We start from the raw sequence: 21,897 nt of genomic DNA, 5'->3' as shown, positions 1-21,897 counted from the left end.
ATGCAAGGCAGAGGCTTCGATGTGTAGCTAGCCTACATGAGACGCTGATAACGCAGCAGAAATTCCCCACAAACGCTGCCCGAAGGGTTCGACTGCGCGTCCCGTACTCTAAGCGTTTTATGCTTTGTTGAGGTGTATTTGCTTAGAATGACTATGCGGCACACAACTCGCCGCGCCTAAAACGCTTATAGCGAGAACAAAATTTAACCACCAAAGGTCAACAGCCCCTAACCAATAGAGACAAAAAAGGCGGGTTTGAAACCCGCCTTTTTCATTTGGAAAGAGTGGCTTATTTGATCAGGCCAACTTCTTTGTAGTATTTCGCTGCGCCAGGGTGCAGAGGTGCAGACAGACCGTCAGAAACCATTTCTTCTTTCTTCAGGTTTGCGAATGCTGGGTGCAGACGACGGAAGTCATCAAAGTTCTCAAATACCGCTTTGGTTACGTTGTAGATAACGTCTTCTGGTACTTCAGCTGAAGAAACAAAAGTTGCACCAACACCGAAGGTTTGAACGTCACCGTCGTTACCACGGTACATGCCGCCTGGGATAGTCGCAGTACGGTAGTAGTCGTTGTCAGAAACCAGCTTGTTAGATGCTGCGTTGTTCACTTCAACAATCACGCTATCACACGCAGTGGTTGCTTCTTGAATTGCACCACTTGGGTGACCCACGGTGTAAACCATTGCGTCGATTTTGTTATCACACAGCGCTTTAGACTGCTCAGCGGCTTTCAGCTCAGAAACCTGCTTGAAGTCGTCCATGGTCCAGCCCATTTCACCCATCAGTACTTCGATAGTACCGCGCTGGCCTGAACCAGGGTTACCCACGTTGACACGCTTGCCTTTCAGGTCATCAAATGTTTTGATGCCTGAGTCTGCACGTGCAACAACAGTGAACGGTTCTGGGTGAACAGAGAAGACTGCGCGCAGGTCTTTGTAAGCACCTTGGTCTTGGAATTTGCTTGAGCCATTGTAAGCGTGGAATTGCCAGTCAGACTGGGCGATACCCATGTCCAGCTCGCCAGCGCGGATGGTGTTGATGTTGTAGATAGAACCACCGGTAGACTCAACCGAACAACGGATGCCGTGTTCTTTCTTGGTTTTGTTTACCAGACGGCAGATTGCACCACCTGTTGGATAGTAAACACCAGTGACACCACCAGTACCGATAGTAACGAATTGATTAGCTTGTGCGGGTACGGCAGTTAAAGCAGCTGCAAAGCTCATTGCGGCCAAAGTTGGTTTTAACGCTTTCATGCTTTAGTCCTTGTCGATGATGTGATTGCTAACGCGGTGAGAGTCCGCTGTTAATAATTTGTGAGCCCATATTGCGCCGAAATTATCTGATAGTTAGTTTTTCGATCGCAAGAGATGCGCCTCACGGTTCAAAGCTACAGGAGATATTTTTTCTTAAATCTTCTGCAGAGTTGATATATAAACCCATGTTTTGAGACATAACGGCGATTTGCTGTACAAGTTCTGCATTATTATCCGCACACTGTCCCATTAAATTCATTAGATTATTTTCGAAACCAACGCGTACATCTCCTCCCAATGACATCGCTGCACTTAGACATTGATGCTCATGTTCTCCAAATGCACAGGTCGCCCACGAAATTCCCTCGCTGGTTATGCGTTTAATATCAAATTCGAGCAAATCAGTTGGTGCTGACAACATGTCTTTTTTGTACTTGCCTAGTACCAATAGTAGGTGATGACCACTATTAGGCAACGTCTTGTCATTAACCATTTGAAAGTAAAGCGACAAATCTGCAGCGTCATACAAAATGTACTGCACATAGATACGTCGCTCATTGAGCTCGTAAAAGAAACGGCTGGCGTCTTTTTCAAACGCAGCGTTGGGGCGAAGTTCGCGAAGGGCGAGGGAGACAGCTTCCGGCTCGGTGCCTCGTACCAAAGCCATTTGTTCTTCGGGTTGATACAGTCCAACTGCCTCGGTCGTCAGTTGGATGACCATGTCAGAATCAAAACGGGCCCGTGTTTCCACGAGCCACTCTTTATTCAGCCCAACATCCAGTGAATGCTTGCCCTGTCCATCACGCACATGCATGTGAGCCATCGCAGCACCAGCTTGGTGACACTGCGTTAAGCATACGGCCATTTCGTCAATGGTCATTGGCAATTGTTGATGGTCTTCCTTGCCACGTCTTGCACCATTCGGCGCAACAATAATGGTTCTTCCTTTTTGCACCCGACGTTCCTATGCGAATACGTTGTCTAATGTGACGGCCAAACGTTTTACCAGCTCGTCAATTTCGTTCTCTGTGATGATAAATGGTGGAGCCAACAGAATGTGATGACCGCGTTTACCATCAATGGTACCGCCCATGGGGTAGCACATCAGGCCATTCGCCATCGCAGTCTTTTTCACCTGTGCGTGGAGTGGGCGCGAAGGGTCAAACGGTGTTTTTGACGCTTTGTCTTGCACAAACTCCAGGCCGATGAACATGCCACGTCCGCGGATGTCCCCGACAAAAGGGTGATCGCCCAATGTATTGTTTAACTGTTTGACCAGATAACGACCCCGTTCAGTCACTTCACTGAGCACGCCGTCTTCCAGTGCATCAAGCGTGGCACACGCTGCGGCACATGCCAAAGGATGAGCCATAAAAGTGTGCCCATGCTGGAAATATCCCGTGCCATGGAAAATCGCTTCATAGATTTTGTCGTGGATCATCACCGCGCCAATAGGCTGGTAACCTGCAGCGAGTCCTTTTGCCATGGTCACCAGATCAGGAACGATATCTTCCTGCTCATAGGCAAAATAAGTGCCAGTGCGGCCACACCCACACATCACTTCATCGAGGATGAGCAAGACACCGTACTTGTCACAAATTTCGCGGATGCGTTTGAAGTAACCTTTCTCAGCGACCAGAGCGCCAGCGGTCGCGCCAACCACGGGTTCGGCCACAAACGCAATCACAGTTTCTGGGCCGACAGCCAATAATCTCTCTTCAAGTTCATTGGCCACGCGTTGTCCGTAATCAAAGTCGGTTTCATCGTCACGCTTATCCCGATAGGCATAGCATGGTGCAATCAACTCACCATTTTGCATCAGAGGCGCGAAGGGCTTTTTGCGCCACATGTTCCCCCCAACCCCCAGCGCACCAAGCGTATTACCGTGGTAGCTCTGGCGGCGCGCGATGAATCGTGTTCGAGAGGTTTCGCCTTTCTCAAGGAAGTATTGGCGCGCCATTTTAAGTGCGGCTTCTACGGCTTCAGAGCCACCGCTGACCAAATAAACATGGTTTAAAGGGCCTGGCGCTTTGTCTGCCAAACGTGCAGCCAATTCTTCCGCTGCTGGCGAGGTGAAAAATCCAGTATGAGCATATGGAATAGTGTGCAATTGATTTTCTATCGCACCTAGTACGCCGCGATGGCTGTGTCCGAGGCAAGATACAGCAGCACCGCCGCATCCATCGAGGTATTGACGTCCTTCACTATCAACAAGAAATACACCTCTGCCGCCTGCGACGACAGGTAAGTCAGAGTGACAGTGTCTTTGTAGTATGTGTGTCATGGTTTTCCTGAGCAAAATGTATCGTTGTTATAATGCTCAGTATGAACAGGTTGGAAATTGAACAGCAAACGATATAAATTCGGAGGGTATGCCTAAAATTCATAGGGTAGCTATATGGCAATGCCTATTCCGCCAATGAAAACCTTGCGAACCTTTACGGTGGTGGCGCAAACATTGAGTTTTTCAAAAGCGGCGAAACTGTTAAACCTGACACAAAGTGCTATCAGTAAACAAATCCTTCATTTGGAAGAATTGATGGGGTGTTCACTGTTTGAACGTACTGGCGGAAAGGTCGAGCTGACAGACGCGGGAAGACGCTATTTGCCTTCCGTGGTCGAAGCGCTGGAAAACCTCCAGCACGCTACATCGACCGTCATGCAGACATCAGAAACCAAGAACCGTATCGAAATATCGGTACCACCTTCGATGGCGAGTATGTGGTTGATCCCTCGCTTGGCGGCATTTAGGCAAGCTTATCCGAACATTGAACTGGCGGTCCGTGCTAGTGTGACGTCGGACAGCCATAACCGATATCAAAGCGATATCGCGATTCATTGTTTGCCCTTGTCGACCCATGAAGAAGAAGCGGAGCTTTTAGTGAGAGAAAGGCTGATGCTGGTGGCTTCCTCATTCTTGGTTTCTGATGCAGAGTCACTGGAAGATCTTTTGCCGCTCAATGCCATCAGCCATATTACCCGTCCCCAAATATGGAACCAGTTCTGGCATGAGCTAAAAGTCGCACCTAACGGCCCCAACTATGGCGCTGGCTTTGAGCACTTTTACATGGCACTGGAGGCTGTGAAGCATCATGAAGGAATGGCGCTGATACCCCAGTTTTTGATTCAAGATGCGTTAGATTGCCAGGAAGTGAGCAACCCACTTTCATTGAGCTTCGACAGTTTGTATGGCTACTTTCTGTTTAGCCATGGCTATAAACGACGATTGGGGCCAGTGAAACAGGTAATAGACTGGTTGAAACAAGAGTTGATGCCAGTGCGCATTAATCACTCGTGACTGCGGTTTTGGGAGTCATGGACATTTTGCGTCCAAGCGAGTATAAACCGCAGTCCACGTCGAAAATCGAGCAACAGAGCGAACTACTATGACAACAACTCAACCTGCATCGGAAAGCTATCAGCAACGCTTCGGCGGTACTCGCCGTCTGTATGGCGCCACTGAGCTTGAGATTTTGCGCCAGTCGCACGTTTGCGTGATCGGTATTGGTGGAGTGGGATCATGGGCAGTTGAAGCGCTGGCTCGAAGCGGTATTGGCGAGTTGACACTGATTGATATGGATGACGTGTGTGTTACCAACATCAATCGTCAAATTCACGCTATGTCTGGCACTGTGGGTCAAAGCAAAATCGAGGTGATGGCTGAGCGTGTTCGGGCAATCAACCCGGATTGTAAAATCAACCTGATTGACGACTTTATCTCTGAAGACAACATTCCAGAATACATCACCAAAGACTATGACTACGTGCTTGATGCCATCGATAGCATCAAGCCAAAAACGGCATTGTTGGCCTACTGTAAGCGCAATAAGATCAAAATCATCACAGTAGGTGGTGCTGGTGGGCAGATTGATCCGACCCAAATTCAGGTCGCGGATCTGACTAAAACGATTCAAGATCCACTGGCGGCAAAACTTCGCAATAACCTTCGCCGTTTCCATAACTTCACCAAAACTCAAGGGCGCAAGTTTGGTATTGATTGCGTGTTCTCGACCGAGCAGTTGAAGTATCCTCAGCCAGACGGCTCTGTATGTGAGACCAAAGCGACGGCAGAAGGACCAAAGCGAATGGATTGTGCCAGCGGTTTCGGAGCGGCAACCATGGTCACCGCGACGTTTGGCTTTGTCGCCGTTTCACGCATCATCACCAAACTGACAGCGAAAAAATAGCTGCTTTAAAAAGCACAAAAAAAGGCCGCGAACGTTCGCGGCCATTTTGGTTTTGGAGCATTAAGCGTCAGCTTTAGCGCGTGCTTTTTTTGCAGCAGGTTTGGCTTCAGTTTCAGGCTGAATCGGAAGCACTTGCTTCACGTAGTTACCTGGTGCAACACCGAGTACAGGGAAGTTCTCTGAACCTTGTGCATAAGGCTCGATCTTTTCCTTCGGATTGTAAGCAGATAGCCACTCATCCCAATGAGTCCACCAAGAACCGGCAGTGTGTTCCGCAGATTCAAACCACTCGTCTGCAGACTCACTCAGTTCATCGTTCACCCAGTAACCGTACTTGCCTTTCGCTGGATGGTTCACAATGCCAGCAATGTGGCCGGACTCACCCAATACAAAGGTCTTGTTGCCGCCCACATTCAGTGCGCCACGGTAAGTCCCTTGCCAAAGTGCAATATGGTCTTCTTTGGTTGAGATGAAGTAGGTAGGGATTTTGATTTTGTTCAAATCAATCCAAACGCCACCCACTTTCACGCTTTTGTCCTGAACCAGTTTGTTGTTCAGGTACAGCTCGCGAAGCATAAAGTTATGTGTTGCTGCTGCGACGTTGGTGCTGTCACTGTTCCAGTACAGAAGATCGAAGTCTACCGGGCTGTTGCCCTTGAGGTAGTTATCGATGTAGTAGTTCCAGTACAGGCTGTTTTCGCGCAGCAAGCTGAAGGTCACGCTCAGTGAGCGGCCATCCATATAACCACGTGCCGTGTTTTGCAGCTCAATCGCACTGATCACGCTGTCATTGATGTAAGCACCTACTTCACCTGGTTGCGCGAAATCGAGCAGAGTTGTGAAGAAAGAGGCCGACTTGATGCGTGCTTTCATGCGTTTTGCAGCGTAGTACGCAATAGTGCTTGCCAGCACAGTACCACCGATACAGTAACCGGCAGCGTTGATTTGTGATTGGCCTGTGATGTCCTCAATCGCAGACACCGCCTTCACAACACCTTCAGTCACGTAGTCACCGAATTCAACGTCTTTTTGCTCAACACCTGGGTTGCGCCAAGACATCATGAATACAGTGTGGCCTTGCTCAACTAACCAGCGCACCATCGAATTCTTCTCGCGAAGATCGAGGATGTAGTACTTGTTGATGAACGGCGGCACGATCAGCAGTGGCGTTGCATTGACAGTTTTCGTCAATGGACGGTACTGGATAAGTTCGAACAGTTCGTTCTGGAACACAACATCACCCTGAGTATTGGCAATGTCTTCGCCAATACGGAATGCGTTGTTGTTGGTCATGCGAACCTTCAGGATATCTGAGCTGGACTCAATATCTTCCTGTAGGCTTTGCAGACCTTTCACTAGATTCTCGCCGTTCTTTTCCATGGTCAGCTTAAGCAGTTCAGGGTTTGTGCCCACGAAGTTGCTTGGTGACATGGCATTAATAGCCTGACGAGAAAAGAAGTTCAGGCGCTCTTTGGCTTTGTCATCTAATCCTTCCACCGCGTTAATGGTTTCGAGATAAGTGCGGCCAAACAGCAGATAAGATTGTTTGATGAAGTTGTAGAACACTTCATCCTGCCAGCCTTTGTCCTGGAAACGTTTGTCGTCTTTTTCCGGCGTAACGATTTCTTCTTTGTTTGCCGCAAGCGCAACGTTTTGCCAGATTTGCATTTGCTGTTCCCACCACTGCATTTGAATTTGCAGCATCGCGGCGGGTTGATTTGCAGCACCCTCAAGAAGTTTGGCTGTGTCTTCGAGACTCTGCTCTTGGATGGCTTTGTTCAGGGGGGTGTTTACGGCTGCCTTGCCTTGCTCAAGATCCTTCCACCATTGCTGGTTACTCTCTTGGAGTTTTACAAGGTAGTCCGAGAAGAAGTTCTGATACATGTGTAAACCCTCTTGATCGGAAACAACACCGCCCTCTGCAGCGAGAGGGCGGGTCTACCTAAAATTAAGCTGGTTGAGCAGCTTTCAGGTTTTCAGTAGTCAGTTGTTCCAGATCGTCTTTGAACTCTTTCGCGATAGATTGCAGCTTCGCGCTGTCGTCCATCATTTGCTGAGACAATTTAGTCAGCGCTGCCAGCTGTTGGCTGCTGTATGCAGTCATAGAAGTCACGTCAGTCACTTCGCTTGCTGCTTTAACTTGCGCTAGACCCATTTCGCTGTAAGTTTTAACAGCGCTCAGTTGGAGTTCAGTCAGAGTTTCAACGTTCTTAGCAACCAGTTTGTTGAACTTAACGTAAGGTGCCAGCGTTTTTTCTGTTTGCTCAGAGAATGCTTTAAACATATCGGTGTACATGGTGTTTCTCCTAAGTGTATTAATTAGATCCAAGGGGGTTTAACGTTCTTAGCTATCAGCACGTTTCACGACAACTGCCGTACCCATGCCGCCGCCGATGCAAAGCGAAGCAACACCATATGTGCCTTCGCGTTTTTCCAACTCGTGGATCAGTGAAACCAGAACGCGGTTACCTGATGCGCCGAGCGGGTGACCCAATGCAATTGCGCCACCATTGACGTTTGCCTTCTCCAGAATGCTGTCAGGGCTAACGCTATGGTTGTCCGCCAATTGGTGAACAACACCCAGAGCCTGAGCAGCGAAGGCTTCGTTGAGCTCAAACAGATCCACATCGGAAATAGACAGCTCTGCTTTTTTCAGAGCTTCTGTTACAGCACCTACAGGGCCAAGGCCCATGATTTTTGGATCTAACCCAACTTGCGCATAGCTGGTGATTTCAGCCAACGGTTTCAGACCAAGGCGCTGAACCGCTGCTTCTGAAGCGACGATCACAGCACTGGCACCATCGTTAAGACCAGACGCGTTACCAGCCGTGACTGTACCTTCGCGGTCAAAGGCTGGGCGAAGCTTCGCCAGACCTTCTTGTGTGCAGTCTGCTTTAGGGTATTCGTCAGTATCGAAAGTGACAGTTTGGCGACGTTGCTTTACTTCAACAGGCACGATTTCATCTTTGAATCGACCGGCTTCAACAGCAGCAACGGCTTTTTGTTGGCTCTGCTGCGCGTACGCGTCTTGTTGCTCGCGGCTTAGGCCGACGAGCTCAGCAACGTTCTCAGCAGTAACGCCCATGTGGTATTGGTTGTAGACGTCAGTCAGACCGTCGTTGATCAAAAGATCTTTGAGGCTGATGTCGCCCATTTTCTGTCCGCCGCGCAGAGAGCCAGACGCTGCGAACGGAATTTGAGACATGTTCTCGACACCTGCTGCAACCACGACCTCTGCGTCGCCGCAGCGGATGTGTGCAACCGCGTCCATGACCGCTTTCATGCCGCTGCCACAAACCATGTTGATGGCATAAGCTGGAACGGTTTCTGGCAATTCAGCATAGATGGCGGCCTGGCGACCAATACCCATGCCTTGGCCTGCACTGACTACGTTGCCGAGAATCACTTCGTTGATGGCGTCTGGGGAAACATTACCTGCTTCCAGAGCGCCTTTGATTGCAAATGCTGCCAGCTTTCCTGCTGGAACATCTTTCAGAGAACCTGTGAATGCGCCGATCGCGGTACGCTTGGCCGCGACAATATACACTTTTTCCATGTGTCGTCTTTTCCCGTTTAGTTCATGTACAAGCCGCCGTTGACCGACAGCGTTTCCCCGGTGATATAAGCGCCTGCGTCACTTGCAAGATACGCAACCGCTTCTGCAATTTCTTCTGGACGAGCCAGACGCTTCATTGGAATCTCACCTTTGATAGACTCCAGCACTTCATCGCGCATGGCTTCTACCATTGGGGTTGCTGTATAGCCAGGGGCTACAACATTGGCGGTCACTCCGGATCTTGCACCTTCAAATGCCAGTGACTTGGTGAAGCCAATCATGCCTGCTTTTGCAGCTGCATAGTTGGTTTGACCAAATTGACCTTTTAGGCCGTTAACAGATGAGATATTGATGACACGGCCGCCGCCTTTTTCGCACATAGCGGCAAAAAGAGGTTGGGTTACGTTAAAAAGACTATTGAGGTTAGTATCGATAACTGCATGCCAGTTATCGGCTGCCATTTTCTTGAAGAGACCATCACGTGTGATACCGGCGTTGTTGACTACAACATCGATAGTGCCTTCTTCTTCAAGAAGCTTGGGGAGACGCTCTGCACAGTCAGCTGTGCTGGTCACGTCCAGTTCGAACAGGCGTACCTGGTCTGAGTTGAATTTCTTCTCTTCAAACCATTCCTCGGCACATTGCAGGTTCCCGGTGAAGTAGGTAGCAATCACGCGATAGCCCTGACTTACCAATTTTTCTGTGATCGCCGAGCCGATACCACCTTTTGAACCGGTGATGAGCGCGAGTTTCTTCATTGTTGACTCCATTCTTAACAACAAGCAATTGAACGTTTGACCCCTGTAACTGCATTTGGTTATCCAAAAATACAGGCACCTGTAATTTATTAGTTTTAGCGCGTAAGGGTTGAGACTAAGGAAACTCATCTAGTCTCGAATTTAGAATAGTTATTATGTGTGATGGTTTTATGACCACCGAAATTAAAGATATACAATCTTATGAGTAAGGCAAAAGGAATTAGGAGAGAATTACAGAAACAAGATCTTGATCTACAACAAAACACCATAAGTTAACAGTGTGTTAAATTATGGTTTTCATTTGGATCTTTTGGAGTGTTTTTTGTGTTTAATAAACGATTTTCTTTTTTATTCACCATTTATTGATGCACTAAATAGGTATTCGTGCTGCTTAAAAATACACCAGATGAATTTAAGGAAGAAACCTCCGTTTTCGCAACTATAAACGCAGAATAATTGACCAGCCTCTCAGCTTTAAAGTGATTCTTGTACGGTAAAGTGGTCAGTTAAAACAGTGAATTTATAACGAAAACGGGGCTGTTAGGCAGGTTTTATAAGGCTTTTAGCTGATTGATGATCGCCCGGACGCCGTTACTTCTTGATTGGCTGATATGAGCAAGAAGATCCAAGGCTTCAAGGTAGCTTTCGAAATTAAAAGTGAGGATATCTTCTTTTGATTTCATTTCGACGGCAGCAAGAATGATAGCCAACAATCCTTTAACAATTCTTGCGTCTGAGTCGGCAGAAAAATAGTAGACTCCCTCGCAAATTTTCCATGTAAGCCAAACTTTACTTTCACAGCCAGGCACGGAAATACTTTCTTCTTTTAATGTTTCGTCCATGTTTGGCAGCTTTTTTCCCATCTGAATAACCAGACGGTATTTATCTTCCCAGCTTTTGCATTGAGACATTTCGTTTAAGATGTCTTCGGTCGAAATATCGGTACCAAAAGGATGGGTTGGCTGAATGTTTGTCATGGTTCGGCTCAATGGTCAGCGAAAAGAGGTTGTCGGTATTTTAAAGCAAATCACAGGCTTTCTGAATGGCAGCAACACATCGGGCGATATCTTCTTCTGTGTTGTAAAGGGCGATTGATATACGGACACAGCCATTGATGCCAAGCGCATCCATTAAAGGATGAGCGCAATGATGTCCTGATCGCACCGCAATGCCTTGTTGATCCAACAAGGTGGCAATGTCGGAGTGATGAACGCCATCGACAGTAAATGCGACGACACTGGCTCCGCGTTGTAAGCCGATAATGCGTACATCCTCAATGTGTTGGATACCTTCAACCAGCAAGCTTTGAAGCGTACCGATATGAGCTTCTGCATCTGTGTGGTCAATATTGCCAAGCCAGTGAATGGCCTCACCGAGCGCTATGGCACCTGCGACGTTGGGAGTACCTGCCTCAAATTTTGCTGGCGACTCGGCATACTGAGTGCCGGAAAAACTGACCTTCTCGACCATTTTCCCACCGCCATGCCACGGAGGCATCGCTTCGAGCAGTGAAGGCTTACCGTATAGCGCCCCTATGCCTGCTGGAGCAAACAGCTTATGACCGGAAAAAACATAGAAGTCTGCGTCCATAGCTGTCACATCAACATTCTCATGTACCACTGCCTGCGCGCCATCAACCACGACTACCGCACCTGACTGATGGGCTTTTTCGATAACCGCTTCTATCGGGTTTCTGGTACCTGTCACATTGCTGATATGTGCAATGCACACCATGCGGGTTTTGGCGTTTAGCAAGTTATCCAACGCGGCCAGTTCTAATTGGCAGGTAGTGGGATTAACAGGCCATTTCACCACTTTTGCGCCCGTTTGTTCGGCGACTAACTGCCAGGGAACAATATTGGCGTGGTGTTCCATTTCGGTCACGATGATTTCGTCGCCCGGCTTCAGGTTCTGGCGGGCATAACTTTGCGCGATAAGGTTTAAGGCTTCTGTCGCGCCACGGGTCCAGACAATACCTTCAACAGGGGCATTCAGGAAATCTGCGACAGTTTGACGTGCCGCTTCAAAGCGGTTAGTTGCTGAAGCCGTTAGTGAGTGGGAACCGCGATGCACGTTGGCATTGGCACCTGAGTAGTATTGGCTAATGCTCTCGATCACCGCCCGAGGTTTTTGCGACGTGGCTGCACTGTCCAGATAAACCAGTGGCTGGCTATGGATGTGCTGATCCAGCGATGGGAAATCGCGTCGGATGATATCTACATCAAAAGGGCGGTTGGTCATGGTTTCGGTTTCGCTTCACTGACTCAGTTAATGGAGGCGAATGATCGCTTTTTCGTAATATTAACTCAAGAGAAAGTAATGGATGTGAAATGGTTTCAAAGCGAAACGAAGGGCAAAAAAAAGCACCGGGCAATCTGCTCAGTGCTACGACAAATTTTTTGATTGATAGGATTCAAAAAATACAGCAAGTATGAAAGGTAGAAGTCTCTACCGAATTTCGGCGATGCCGAAATATGCAAACACAACATCGCAACCACAAAATCTGTCGTACGTAGGGAACGAGAATCCCGTGGTGCGCGCAAACTATAGGTTTTCTCTGGAGCCAGAACAATCGACATTTTATAATACTGTTCATTAGAAAAACTTATTTATTAAGGACGCACCATGGCCCGACGTCTTCCCCCTCTCAATTCGCTCCGCGTGTTTGAAGCCGCAGCCCGTCATCTAAGCTTTACCCGTGCCGCTGAAGAGCTATTTGTAACCCAAGCTGCCGTGAGCCATCAGATAAAAGCGCTGGAAGAATTCCTTGGTTTAAAGTTGTTCCGACGTCGTAACCGCTCTCTCCTGCTGACAGAAGAAGGACAGAGCTATTTCCTTGATATAAAAGATATATTTACTTCTTTGGCGGATGCCACGGATCGGGTGTTAGAGCGAGGGGCGAAAGGGGCTCTGACCATCAGTTTACCGCCAAGTTTTGCGATTCAGTGGCTGGTACCTCGCTTGGCGGACTTTAACCAGCAACACCCAGAGATTGATGTGCGCATTAAAGCGGTAGACATGGAAGATGGCTCCCTGACGGACGATGTCGACGTAGCAATTTATTACGGAAGAGGAAATTGGCCTGGGCTGCGCTGTGATGAGCTTTATCCGGAGTTTCTGCTGCCAGTGTGCAGTCCAGCAGTACTCAATGGGCCTAAGCCACTGCATAGTCTCGAAGATTTGAAGCATCACACTTTGCTTCATGACAGAACAAGAAAGGACTGGAAGACTTACGCCAAGTACTATCAGATTAGTGACATTAATCTAAATTATGGCCCGATTTTTAGTCACTCCACCATGGTGCTTCAGGCTGCCGCACTGGGGCAGGGCATCGCATTGAGTAACAATGTACTTGCACAGCCAGAGTTGGAATCTGGCAGACTGGTGTGCCCGTTTGAGCATTTCTTGATGAGTAAGAATGCGTTTTATCTTGTCAGCCAACAAAAAGATGCGGATTCAGGCCGTATCGCAGCATTTAGGGAATGGGTATTGGCGAAAGCTGCTGCCGAACAGGAGAGTATTTCTGCATGAGTGAGTTTTCAGAAAAGAGTGTGTTGATTGATGGCCCGACGTCGGCCGAACATACTTTTATTTTTGCGCATGGTGCCGGAGCAGGCATGGAGCACGACTTTATGGAGGAAGTCGCAGGAATGATAGCCGCTCATGGCATCCGGGTTGTGCGTTTTAACTTCCCTTACATGGTCAAACGTGCTGAAGATGGAAAAAAGCGTCCGCCAGACCGCGCGCCCAAACTGCTGGAAGCATTCAAAGAAGTGATTGCGGAATATGGCACAGATAAAACGGTCATTGGCGGAAAGTCCATGGGGGGGCGAATGGCGAGTCACCTCGCTGATGTCGAGGGGGTGAAAGGCGTAACTTGTTTAGGCTTTCCTTTTCACCCACCAGGTAAGCCAGAAAAAGACAAGGGCGAGCATCTTGCCGATTTGTCACTTTCCACACTGATCTTGCAGGGAGAGCGTGACACTTTCGGTAACCGCGCTGAGCTGGAAGGCTACCCATTGTCAGATAAGGTCACCCTGACGTTCATTCCTGATGGTGACCACAGTTTTAAACCGCGAAAAGCATCGGGCCACACCGAAACCGGTAACCGTCAGATGGCAGCTGACCACATCGCGGCGTTTATCAAAGAGGTGTGCTAATGAATGGTCGCCAATACGCTTCACTTGGCTGTATCTTCGCGGGTATTGCAGTGGCACTCGGGGCGTTTGCAGCTCACGCCTTAAAAGCGCAGCTTCCCGCCTATGAGCTCTCTATTATCGAAAAAGGTGTGCAGTATCAGTTCTTGCATGCGCTGGCATTAATCGCCTTGGGGTTTTGGAATCATATCCAGCCACAGCGTATGCTTTCGCTTGCTTGCGGGTTTATTGCCATCGGCATGCTTTGTTTTAGTGGCAGCTTGTATGGTTTGGCGCTGACAGATTGGCGATGGCTTTGGCCTGTCACGCCACTTGGCGGCACCAGCTTTTTGGTGGGATGGCTTCTCGCTGCGGTAACACTCTGGCGCAAAGCTTGAGTTCAGCACCTTGCTTCATCATAATGTCGCGTCATTTTTATAGGTAACAGGCCCGAGATGAACCAGATTTTATTGTATTGCCGCCAGGGCTTTGAAAAAGAGTGTGCGGGTGAGATTCAGGACAAAGCGACAGGAGTCGAAGTGTACGGTTTTCCACGTGTGGAAAAAAACACTGGCTACGTGCTGTTTGAGTGTTACCAGCAAGGCGATGCAGAAAAACTGCTTCAGACGCTGCCGCTGACCTCACTGATTTTTGCGCGTCAGATGATTGCGGTAGTGGATACCCTGAACGATTTGGATCCAGGCGACCGCATCTCGCCAATTCTGGCGCTCGGCGGGGAACTGCCAAAATGCGGTGATATCCGCGTGGAAACGCCAGATACCGCGCAGGCAAAAGAGTTACTGAAATTCTGCCGAAAATTTACTGTGCCATTGCGTCAGGCGCTGCGTAAACGTGGCGTATTGCTGGCAAAAGACAACCCGAAAAAGCCAGTGCTGCATGTGTGTTTCACTGCGCCGGGCTGCTGTTTCGTCGGCTACTCACTGTCGAATAACAACTCACCACACTACATGGGTATCCATCGTTTGAAGTTCCCAGCGGATGCGCCAAGCCGTTCGACGTTAAAGCTGGAAGAAGCCTTCCACGCATTTATTCCTCGTGAAGAGTGGGATGAACGATTGGCACCGGGAATGTGGGCGGTTGACCTTGGCGCTTGTCCGGGTGGCTGGACGTATCAACTGGTGAAGCGCTCAATGTTCGTTCACGCGGTGGATAACGGTGCGATGGCGGAGAGCCTGATGGAAACCGGCCAGGTGAAATACCATGCTGCTGACGGCTTTAAGTTCGAGCCTCCACGTAAGAACGTGACCTGGTTGGTATGTGACATGATTGAAAAGCCTTACCGTGTGGCACAATTGATGGGTGAGTGGCTGATTGAAGGCTGGGCGAAAGAGACCATCTTTAACCTGAAATTGCCGATGAATCGTCGCTTCGAGCAAGTGAAAGACGATCTACAGAATCTGAAAAAGTTCCTGATTGAAAACGGTGTGAAATTTGAAATGCAGGCGAAGCATCTTTATCACGACCGGGAAGAAATCACGGTTCATATTCGTGTACTGAAATAACAAGAAGGCAGCCAATCGGCTGCCTTCTTCGCATTTGGGCTTTGCAAGAGTTAGGGGGCGGTGTAGCGGATATCCTGAAGGTTAAAACCCAGCGTTATATCTGTTTTCAACGTCGCGACTTGCTTACAGCGAAGTGCCAGTTCTTTTGTCCCGTCTAACTTTTTCTGCCATTTGGGCTCAACATCTTCAGCGGCATAAAGTTGTTCCAAGTTGCCATAACGCTGCAGGAGGGTAGAAGCGGTTTTAGGGCCAATACCCGGTACACCAGAAACACCGCTAGAGCTAATGCCCGTCAGCCCCCAGTAATCAGTCAGTTGCTGAGGCTGAACGGCAAACTCTTTTTCAATAAACGGACTGTCGAGCCAGCGTTGCTGGAAATAATCGCGTATGCGCAGCGTTGGTTGCAGTAACTGGCAATAGCCTTTGTCGGTTGACACTATGGTGACTTGACCGTCGTGGCTGGCCACTTTGACCGCGAGTGTCGCAATCATGTCATCCGCTTCATCGCCGGACGAAAGCAGCGAGTCAATGCCCATATCCCAAAGCGCATCCTGAATCTTATCCAGTCCGGCTTGCAGAGCTTCTGGCATGGGTTTGCGGCCTTGCTTGTATTCGGGGACCAGCCCAGCCCGCCAGCCTCTGTCCTGCTCCGTATGGTCGAACACCGCGACAATGTGGGTAGGTTCTGAAGAGCGGATAATCTTGGTCAAAGCGCGGTTGCAGACTTGAATCGTCGAAGCGATATCTTCCGGATCTGGCTGCGCAGCGTGCACCCGGCGGATGAGGTTCATGGCATCAATGATGACAAGATGAATTGACATGGATTACCCAAATAAAAATGGCCCGTTGGGGCCATTCTAATTGCTTGAGAGATAAATGAAAGCCTATCGCCCATCAGAGCCCTGAACGATCTCGTAACAGGGAATATATTCTGAGCCGGGCAGCTTCATACGTTGCTGCTCCACAAACCCGCGAAGGAGCTTGTCCATCTTCTTCATCAGCACAGCATCGCCATTGATCTTGAACGGGCCATTACGCTCAATTTCCCTGATACCTTCCTCTTTCACGTTGCCAGCAACGATGCCTGAGAAGGCTTGGCGAAGCGCCGAAGCCAGTAGTTCCGGACGCTGATTCATGTGCAGGTCGAGGTTTGCCATGTTTTCATGGGTCGGCTCGAACGGCAGTTGGAATTCAGGCGCAATTTTCAGTGACCAGTTAAATGAGTAGGCATCACCCGTTGATTGGCGGTGCTCTTTTACCGCAGGCATACCTTGCTTGATGATACGCGCCGCTTTTGCCGGATCGCCGATCACGATTTGGTAGTACTTGGTGGCTTCCTCACCAATCACATCACGGATGAACTCATCAATAACGCGGAAATAATTGGCGCTTTCTTTTGGTCCCGTCAGAACCACAGGCATAGGTTGATCAGCATTGTCTGGATGCATCAAGATGCCAAGAAGATACAGTAGCTCTTCAGCGGTACCCGCACCGCCAGGGAAGATAATGATGCCATGCCCAACACGCACAAACGCTTCAAGACGTTTTTCGATATCCGGCAGGATCACCAGTTCATTCACAATAGGATTGGGTGGTTCAGCAGCAATGATGGAAGGTTCAGTCAAACCAAGGAATCGACTGCCTTTGACGCGTTGTTTTGCATGGCCAATGGCCGCCCCTTTCATTGGGCCTTCCATCGCGCCGGGTCCACAACCGGTGCAGATGTTGAGTTCGCGTAAACCAAGTTCGTGACCGACCTCGCGGGTGTATTGGTACTCGATCGGATTAATTGAGTGACCTCCCCAACATACCACCAGGTTCGGATCTTTCCCCGGCACCAGGGTTTTGGCATTCCGGAGAATATCGAAAATCAGGTTGGTCACATGGTTTGAATTGGTAAGGTTGAACACTTTGGCATGCTCAAGCTGGACGTTAACGTGAATGATGTCGCGCAACACCGAGAACATATGCTCTTGAATACCACGAATGATACGGCCATCAACGAAGGCATGTTCAGGCGGATTAATCAGCTCTAGCTTCACGCCACGCTCGCGGCGCATCACGCGGATGTCAAAAGACTTATATTGTTCCAGCAACTCTTTGGAGCTGTCTGTGTGGCTGCCGGAATTCAGCACCGCTAACGAACAGTTGCGATACAGGCGATAAAGGTCGCTTTTAGCAGTGTCTTTCAGTCTGTCTACTTCAAGCTGGGAAAGAAGATCCATGGCCCCGACTGGGCTGATGTGAGTGATCATAATCACCTCCTGTGTAGAGAAAACACACTGTATTAGAGGGAGGGTGTAGGTGACACCATTTCGTTTTTATCAGAATTTATTTTCAATGGTTTAAAAATCAGTGTGTTAATTAACCATACACACAGAAAAGCGGTTTATCCAGTTCAGGTATTAAAAAACCAAAACGCTGTAGGGTAAGAAAAGGGGGTAGGTGATTGATTGCTTGAGGGTTAAGCCCAGACCAGCTTGTTGCGACCGTTGTGTTTGGCGTTGTACAGGGCGTTATCAGCACGTTCCAGTACATCCACTGTGCTGTCATTGTCTTTGAAAAGACTGCCACCGATAGAAACCGTGATGGTCAGGCGGGTGTCTTTGAATTTGAAGGGCAAACGTGAAACCGTTTCGCGAACATTGTTCAGAAGGGCTTTGCGGGTTTCTTCATCCGCATCCGGTAGCAGGACCACAAACTCTTCACCGCCAAACCGCGCAATAAAGTCTGTATCACGCAGGCATTGGTGAATGGTTCGGGCAACCACTTTCAGCACTTTGTCACCGACCAAATGGCCGTACTGGTCATTCACGCTCTTGAAATGGTCAATATCGATCATCGCCAGACAGAAAGGCGTTTGGTAGCGAATCCAGCAACGGTATTCATGTTCCAGGCGGTCATCGAGCGCGGCACGGTTATACACCTTGGTGAGAGGGTCAAGCAGCAGCTTGCGCTCCTGATCGCCAAGGCGGCGACGGTAATCCATGGTTTGTTGATACAGCGCTTCCAGCTTTTGCTCGTTGTGCTGCAGCTGCTCCATCAACTGTTGCTCTCGTTCTTCCAACTCGCGGTTACGAGCGACAAGAGAAGCAAGGTTGACGGCGACCTGTGACAGATTAGGGCGTAGCTCTTCCAGTGATTCTGCGTCTTGAAGATGGGTATGAATCGAATCCACCGACGCTGCCAGTTCTTCATTGAGCGAACTGCGCTGGGTAGCAATGGCCTGCGAGCTGTCGATTGATCGGCCATTGTGGCGCTGCAGAATCGACAAATCCTCATTGAGCTGGGAAAGAAACGCTTGAGATGCTTTGCGCTCATTGCGCGTTCCATCGAGGATCAGCTGAACAGATTCCAGAGTGAGTTCAAGCAGGGTCTGTGCATCCGGTGATAGCAACAAGCGGCTACGGATATCCAACAAGCGGTCACCAACTTCGCCGTCAAAGTCGAGTTCGGTGATCAGGTGTTGGAGTTCGCTGCATAGCTGGTTGATGCGATCGATGTTCAGCAGATCGCGGGCACTGAGGCCGTTGGATGGCAGAGAAAGTAATTTGAGGGCGCGTTCATAGAGCTGAAGCAGTGCCACAATTTTTTCAGTGCTGCCTTTTTGTTCTGCGGCAGGACTGGTCAACAGAGTACGCAGGTCGCGTTTTAATTGCGCAGGCAAGCCGGGCAGACACTTAAGCGTTTCCCCGCTTTGCTGGAATTGGCATTCCAGCGAGTCTTTGGCACGTTCCGTTGCCTGATTGTGTCTGTTGACCATGCGCTCTACCAATGCAAGTTGCGGGATCAATCTACTGACATCTTCCTGAGAGTCAAGCTCACGTCTGATTTGTGAGAGGCGCTCGTTGAGAAGAGGGTCATCATGAGCCTGGGAGGCGGCAATTAATCGTGAAATAAGACGTTTCAGGATCGTCGCTTCGCGCCGCGATTTAAGGGCTAAATCACGGAAAACCAGCTGGGATTGCTGCAACTTTTCTTTCAATACAATGACATCGTCATCTGACGAGAAGTTGGACATAAAACGCGACTACATCTCCGAACTTCAATGCAGCACGAAAAAAGTCTGCAAGAGAAGTTACTATTTCACCATTACATGTGGGCAACGGTTAGCTATAACGGTTTATTACTAGGGCTATCAATAGATTGGCGTCAGTTTTTATCAGATTCGTGAACCGTCTGCCAGTTAATTCCGCTGAGTGCCGAAGTTTTGACCTTGATAAGACCTGTGTTGATGCCGTCCAGACAAGCCTGACGAACATTGTTGTCAGCAAAACAGGCGGCAGGTGTCGAATCTATGGCGCTTAAATGCACCCATTGGCTGGTGTGTTCGAGTTTGCTGGCCTGACGTGCTGCACTCGTTGCCATCAGTAGGATGTCTATCAATTCCTTGTCGTTTATTGAGGTAAAAGCGCGTGGTAGGAAGGGGTAATCCGCCATACCGATACGAAGACGGTCATCGACGTCTTCCAGTCTGCTTTCCTGGACAAAATCATCAATGAGCGACTGGATTTTTCCGGCCAGCTTTTCAGGTTCATTCAGCGTTTCTGCATTTGGCTCAATGTAAATGAACATGGCGTCAGAGAAGTGATAAAGGCGCGTTGGCTTCTCGATATGGGATTGCAGGTAGTCCCCGAGTTTTCGTTCTAGCTCTAACCCTTGGTGGTAACCGTGTTGAAGATAAACCACCTTAAGGAACGGTACTTCAAACATCGCGAAGCTGAGTTTGTCGCTCAAGGGCTCATGGATCATCTCGCCGAGATACCATTGTTCGAAGTGAGCACTACTTTTCGCCAGAGAATTTGAGAGTCTGTCGTTCAGCATACGCAGGTTTCTGAGCCCACTTCTTGGGTGGGTGTAGAGCTCTTTTTGCAGGTCTTCCAGCTGATGCTGGCGAAGATTCGCAGCACGATGTCGCAGCACCAGAACCAGCAACAGCACGGCCAGCCCCCCCAACAGAAACAGGTTGATTTTCTTCTGTTCGACAATGATTTCTTCGTCGGCAGCCTGTTTTCGCTGCATATCTTCAAGCTGCAGTTGGCGTTCAATCACACGCTGACGATGTTTGAACGATTCCGCTTCGAGTATCTGCTTTTGGCTTTCATTGCGTTTTTCGAGCATGTCGAAGCGGCGCTGGATGTTCAGTGCCTGCTTGAAATCGCCTTTTTGCTCATAAGCCTGCGATAGACGGGCTAGACATTCGATCATCAATCCCCGGTTTTTCAATGCTTCTGCGTTTGTCATTGCTTGTTTCAGCGCATCAATAGCAACATCAGGCTCTTTGTTTATCACCGCCAACTCACCTTTGAGGATGAGAGCCTGTGCCAGTGGCAGGTTTAATTCGTGTTCACTGGCCACCTTGACGGCACGGGTCGCGTATTCTTCAGCTTGACCAAAGCGCAGTAGCTTGAGGTAGGTTCGTGCAATCGAGACGTTGATATCGGCAATGTTCGTTGCTCTGGAGAGCAAGTTTTCCAGGTCCAGTGCGTTGAAGTAATGGACCAGTGCGAAGTTGTAGCGACCCTGTTGGCTGTATATGTTGGCCAGAAGGGTTTGGGTTTCGGACAGTCCGCGGCTCAGATCGTATTGTTCGTAGAATTCAGCGGCCTGATTAGCGTGTTGCAACGCTTTATCCATTGCCCCTTGTTGCTGGTAGAGTTTGGTCAAGGAAAGACTGGCGCTGGCAATCTGCGAAGCAAAGTCATTTTCGCTGGCAAGCCAGTACGCGCTGAGAAGCTCAGAAAGCGCACGCTCGTAAGATTCAATTCCAAGGTAATAATTGCCAATGGCAATTTGGTAACGCACCTTCTGTTCCAGATCAGGCTGCTCACCCAGTGCCTGTTCCACCTGAGAAAACTGCGCGAGGCTTTCTGTTTCTGTCTCGTCGCTGGTGGTGATCATCGCGTTAAGTAGTTTGGCTTCGAAATCGATTCGCTCAACGCCAGTCGTTTTCAGGCCTTTTTGGGCTGCGATAGTGTTCAGCAGCGCTTGTAAGAGGGCGACAGCGTCGTCGGGCTTGTCATCGAGATAATAAAGTATGCTGGCCTGCGTGAGCATGATTTCAAGCTTGGCTTGCTTCATGCCGTGCCCTTCGACCGTGCTTTTTGCGTTATCCAATGCCTCCCATGCCGCTTCCTGATTGCCAAGGGCGCTGTGTGCTTTGGCGGTGATAAGGTAGGCGTGCACTGTGTTCAACGGCGTGCGGATAGAGCGGTCGGATTCATTGTTGCTGTGGGGGCGGTTGGTCGATTCGGCCAAACGACGTTGCAACAGGTAGCGCTCTGTGACTGCCAGCGCTTTCTCTGGTGCGGTGGGGATCAATGCTTCTGCTTCCGCCAAAATCGGTGTGGAATAGAGTTTGGCATCGGCATAGACACTAAAGAACAAAGAGAAAGAAAACAGTGCGGCTAGCAAGAATCGCATGGCAGATTAATGTCGTTTCCGGGTCAACAGACCCTCATAGGATAAAGAAAAACAGG

Annotated in this window: 19 protein-coding genes; 6 read left to right on the top strand and 13 right to left on the bottom strand. The window is 49.2% G+C overall.

Features of this window, described 5'->3' with window-relative positions; translation table 11 throughout:
• Positions 1-289: 289 nt before the first annotated feature.
• The 3 genes from QL223_RS22650 to QL223_RS22640 form a co-directional block, all read right to left on the bottom strand.
• On the bottom strand, positions 290-1,228 hold the full coding sequence (locus QL223_RS22650) for a TAXI family TRAP transporter solute-binding subunit (RefSeq protein WP_231590834.1): 939 nt from the start codon (positions 1,226-1,228) through the stop codon (positions 290-292).
• Between the two features lie 151 nt (positions 1,229-1,379).
• Positions 1,380-2,213, bottom strand: coding sequence for a 3-keto-5-aminohexanoate cleavage protein (locus QL223_RS22645; protein WP_281546042.1), 834 nt, complete (start codon positions 2,211-2,213; stop codon positions 1,380-1,382).
• Positions 2,214-2,222: 9 nt separating this feature from the next.
• On the bottom strand, positions 2,223-3,542 hold the full coding sequence (locus QL223_RS22640) for an aspartate aminotransferase family protein (RefSeq protein ID WP_281546041.1): 1,320 nt from the start codon (positions 3,540-3,542) through the stop codon (positions 2,223-2,225).
• Positions 3,543-3,656: 114 nt separating this feature from the next.
• Between QL223_RS22640 and QL223_RS22635 the strand changes: the two genes are divergently transcribed.
• Together QL223_RS22635 and tcdA are read left to right on the top strand one after the other, a co-directional pair.
• Positions 3,657-4,556, top strand: coding sequence for a LysR substrate-binding domain-containing protein (locus tag QL223_RS22635; protein WP_002536325.1), 900 nt, complete (start codon positions 3,657-3,659; stop codon positions 4,554-4,556).
• Between the two features lie 88 nt (positions 4,557-4,644).
• Entirely contained in the window at positions 4,645-5,445 is an 801-nt protein-coding gene (tcdA, locus tag QL223_RS22630) for a tRNA cyclic N6-threonylcarbamoyladenosine(37) synthase TcdA (protein WP_002536327.1), read from the top strand.
• A 60-nt stretch (positions 5,446-5,505) separates the two neighbouring features.
• On the opposite strand, the gene phaC is transcribed toward tcdA, so the two are convergent.
• From phaC to csdA, 6 genes are all read right to left on the bottom strand, one after another.
• Positions 5,506-7,329, bottom strand: coding sequence for a class I poly(R)-hydroxyalkanoic acid synthase (gene phaC, locus QL223_RS22625; protein ID WP_281546040.1), 1,824 nt, complete (start codon positions 7,327-7,329; stop codon positions 5,506-5,508).
• A 64-nt stretch (positions 7,330-7,393) separates the two neighbouring features.
• Positions 7,394-7,741 carry a phasin family protein gene (locus QL223_RS22620; protein WP_002536332.1) on the bottom strand — a complete coding sequence of 116 codons (348 nt, stop codon included), beginning with the start codon at positions 7,739-7,741 and terminating at the stop codon, positions 7,394-7,396.
• A 48-nt stretch (positions 7,742-7,789) separates the two neighbouring features.
• A complete protein-coding gene (locus QL223_RS22615; RefSeq protein ID WP_281546039.1) occupies positions 7,790-9,001 on the bottom strand; it encodes an acetyl-CoA C-acetyltransferase in 1,212 nt (403 codons plus the stop codon).
• Positions 9,002-9,018: 17 nt separating this feature from the next.
• Positions 9,019-9,759: an SDR family oxidoreductase gene (locus QL223_RS22610; protein WP_046303005.1), complete on the bottom strand. Its 741-nt coding sequence runs from the start codon at positions 9,757-9,759 to the stop codon at positions 9,019-9,021.
• Positions 9,760-10,310: 551 nt separating this feature from the next.
• Positions 10,311-10,736, bottom strand: coding sequence for a cysteine desulfurase sulfur acceptor subunit CsdE (gene csdE / locus QL223_RS22605; protein WP_281546038.1), 426 nt, complete (start codon positions 10,734-10,736; stop codon positions 10,311-10,313).
• A gap of 40 nt (positions 10,737-10,776) precedes the next feature.
• Complete coding sequence (gene csdA / locus QL223_RS22600; RefSeq protein ID WP_281546037.1) at positions 10,777-12,000, bottom strand: cysteine desulfurase CsdA; 1,224 nt, start codon at positions 11,998-12,000, stop codon at positions 10,777-10,779.
• 384 nt (positions 12,001-12,384) lie between these two features.
• Here csdA and QL223_RS22595 point away from each other — a divergent pair, with 384 nt between their 5' ends.
• The 4 genes from QL223_RS22595 to rlmM are packed head-to-tail and all read left to right on the top strand — an operon-like array spanning position 12,385 to position 15,418.
• Positions 12,385-13,290: a transcriptional regulator GcvA gene (locus QL223_RS22595; protein WP_002536340.1), complete on the top strand. Its 906-nt coding sequence runs from the start codon at positions 12,385-12,387 to the stop codon at positions 13,288-13,290.
• Entirely contained in the window at positions 13,287-13,919 is a 633-nt protein-coding gene (locus QL223_RS22590; RefSeq protein ID WP_281546036.1) for an alpha/beta family hydrolase, read from the top strand. The genes QL223_RS22595 and QL223_RS22590 overlap by 4 nt, the downstream gene beginning before the upstream one ends.
• Positions 13,919-14,293: a DUF423 domain-containing protein gene (locus QL223_RS22585; protein WP_281546035.1), complete on the top strand. Its 375-nt coding sequence runs from the start codon at positions 13,919-13,921 to the stop codon at positions 14,291-14,293. Before QL223_RS22590 ends, QL223_RS22585 begins: the two co-directional genes overlap by 1 nt.
• Before the next feature lie 57 nt (positions 14,294-14,350).
• Positions 14,351-15,418 (top strand): 23S rRNA (cytidine(2498)-2'-O)-methyltransferase RlmM, encoded by a 1,068-nt coding sequence (gene rlmM, locus QL223_RS22580; protein ID WP_281546034.1) that lies wholly within the window; start codon positions 14,351-14,353, stop codon positions 15,416-15,418.
• Between the two features lie 50 nt (positions 15,419-15,468).
• Here rlmM and xni read toward each other — a convergent pair whose 3' ends face one another.
• The 4 genes from xni to QL223_RS22560 form a co-directional block, all read right to left on the bottom strand.
• A complete protein-coding gene (gene xni, locus QL223_RS22575) occupies positions 15,469-16,239 on the bottom strand; it encodes a flap endonuclease Xni (protein ID WP_281546033.1) in 771 nt (256 codons plus the stop codon).
• Between the two features lie 63 nt (positions 16,240-16,302).
• On the bottom strand, positions 16,303-17,673 hold the full coding sequence (gene ppnN, locus QL223_RS22570) for a nucleotide 5'-monophosphate nucleosidase PpnN (protein WP_002536348.1): 1,371 nt from the start codon (positions 17,671-17,673) through the stop codon (positions 16,303-16,305).
• 209 nt (positions 17,674-17,882) lie between these two features.
• A complete protein-coding gene (locus QL223_RS22565) occupies positions 17,883-19,439 on the bottom strand; it encodes a GGDEF domain-containing protein (RefSeq protein ID WP_281546032.1) in 1,557 nt (518 codons plus the stop codon).
• A 131-nt stretch (positions 19,440-19,570) separates the two neighbouring features.
• Complete coding sequence (locus tag QL223_RS22560; RefSeq protein ID WP_281546031.1) at positions 19,571-21,841, bottom strand: GGDEF domain-containing protein; 2,271 nt, start codon at positions 21,839-21,841, stop codon at positions 19,571-19,573.
• Positions 21,842-21,897: the final 56 nt, after the last annotated feature.

The organism is Grimontia sp. SpTr1 (assembly GCF_947387585.1).
Taxonomy (GTDB): Bacteria; Pseudomonadota; Gammaproteobacteria; order Enterobacterales; family Vibrionaceae; genus Enterovibrio; species Enterovibrio indicus.
This window is presented reverse-complemented; position numbering and strand designations above follow the sequence as displayed.

Bases quoted from the DNA above. Each gene is read 5' to 3' on its own strand.
- QL223_RS22620 (WP_002536332.1), bottom strand. From the start codon at position 7,741: ATGTACACCGATATGTTTAAAGCATTCTCTGAGCAAACAGAAAAAACG.
- QL223_RS22560 (WP_281546031.1), bottom strand. From the start codon at position 21,841: ATGCGATTCTTGCTAGCCGCACTGTTTTCTTTCTCTTTGTTCTTTAGT.
- QL223_RS22615 (WP_281546039.1), bottom strand. From the start codon at position 9,001: ATGGAAAAAGTGTATATTGTCGCGGCCAAGCGTACCGCGATCGGCGCA.
- csdA (WP_281546037.1), bottom strand. From the start codon at position 12,000: ATGACCAACCGCCCTTTTGATGTAGATATCATCCGACGCGATTTCCCA.
- ppnN (WP_002536348.1), bottom strand. From the start codon at position 17,673: ATGATCACTCACATCAGCCCAGTCGGGGCCATGGATCTTCTTTCCCAG.
- QL223_RS22640 (WP_281546041.1), bottom strand. From the start codon at position 3,542: ATGACACACATACTACAAAGACACTGTCACTCTGACTTACCTGTCGTC.
- QL223_RS22635 (WP_002536325.1), top strand. From the start codon at position 3,657: ATGGCAATGCCTATTCCGCCAATGAAAACCTTGCGAACCTTTACGGTG.
- xni (WP_281546033.1), bottom strand. From the start codon at position 16,239: ATGTCAATTCATCTTGTCATCATTGATGCCATGAACCTCATCCGCCGG.
- csdE (WP_281546038.1), bottom strand. From the start codon at position 10,736: ATGACAAACATTCAGCCAACCCATCCTTTTGGTACCGATATTTCGACC.
- phaC (WP_281546040.1), bottom strand. From the start codon at position 7,329: ATGTATCAGAACTTCTTCTCGGACTACCTTGTAAAACTCCAAGAGAGT.
- QL223_RS22650 (WP_231590834.1), bottom strand. From the start codon at position 1,228: ATGAGCTTTGCAGCTGCTTTAACTGCCGTACCCGCACAAGCTAATCAA.
- rlmM (WP_281546034.1), top strand. From the start codon at position 14,351: ATGAACCAGATTTTATTGTATTGCCGCCAGGGCTTTGAAAAAGAGTGT.
- QL223_RS22610 (WP_046303005.1), bottom strand. From the start codon at position 9,759: ATGAAGAAACTCGCGCTCATCACCGGTTCAAAAGGTGGTATCGGCTCG.
- QL223_RS22585 (WP_281546035.1), top strand. From the start codon at position 13,919: ATGAATGGTCGCCAATACGCTTCACTTGGCTGTATCTTCGCGGGTATT.
- QL223_RS22595 (WP_002536340.1), top strand. From the start codon at position 12,385: ATGGCCCGACGTCTTCCCCCTCTCAATTCGCTCCGCGTGTTTGAAGCC.
- QL223_RS22590 (WP_281546036.1), top strand. From the start codon at position 13,287: ATGAGTGAGTTTTCAGAAAAGAGTGTGTTGATTGATGGCCCGACGTCG.
- tcdA (WP_002536327.1), top strand. From the start codon at position 4,645: ATGACAACAACTCAACCTGCATCGGAAAGCTATCAGCAACGCTTCGGC.
- QL223_RS22565 (WP_281546032.1), bottom strand. From the start codon at position 19,439: ATGTCCAACTTCTCGTCAGATGACGATGTCATTGTATTGAAAGAAAAG.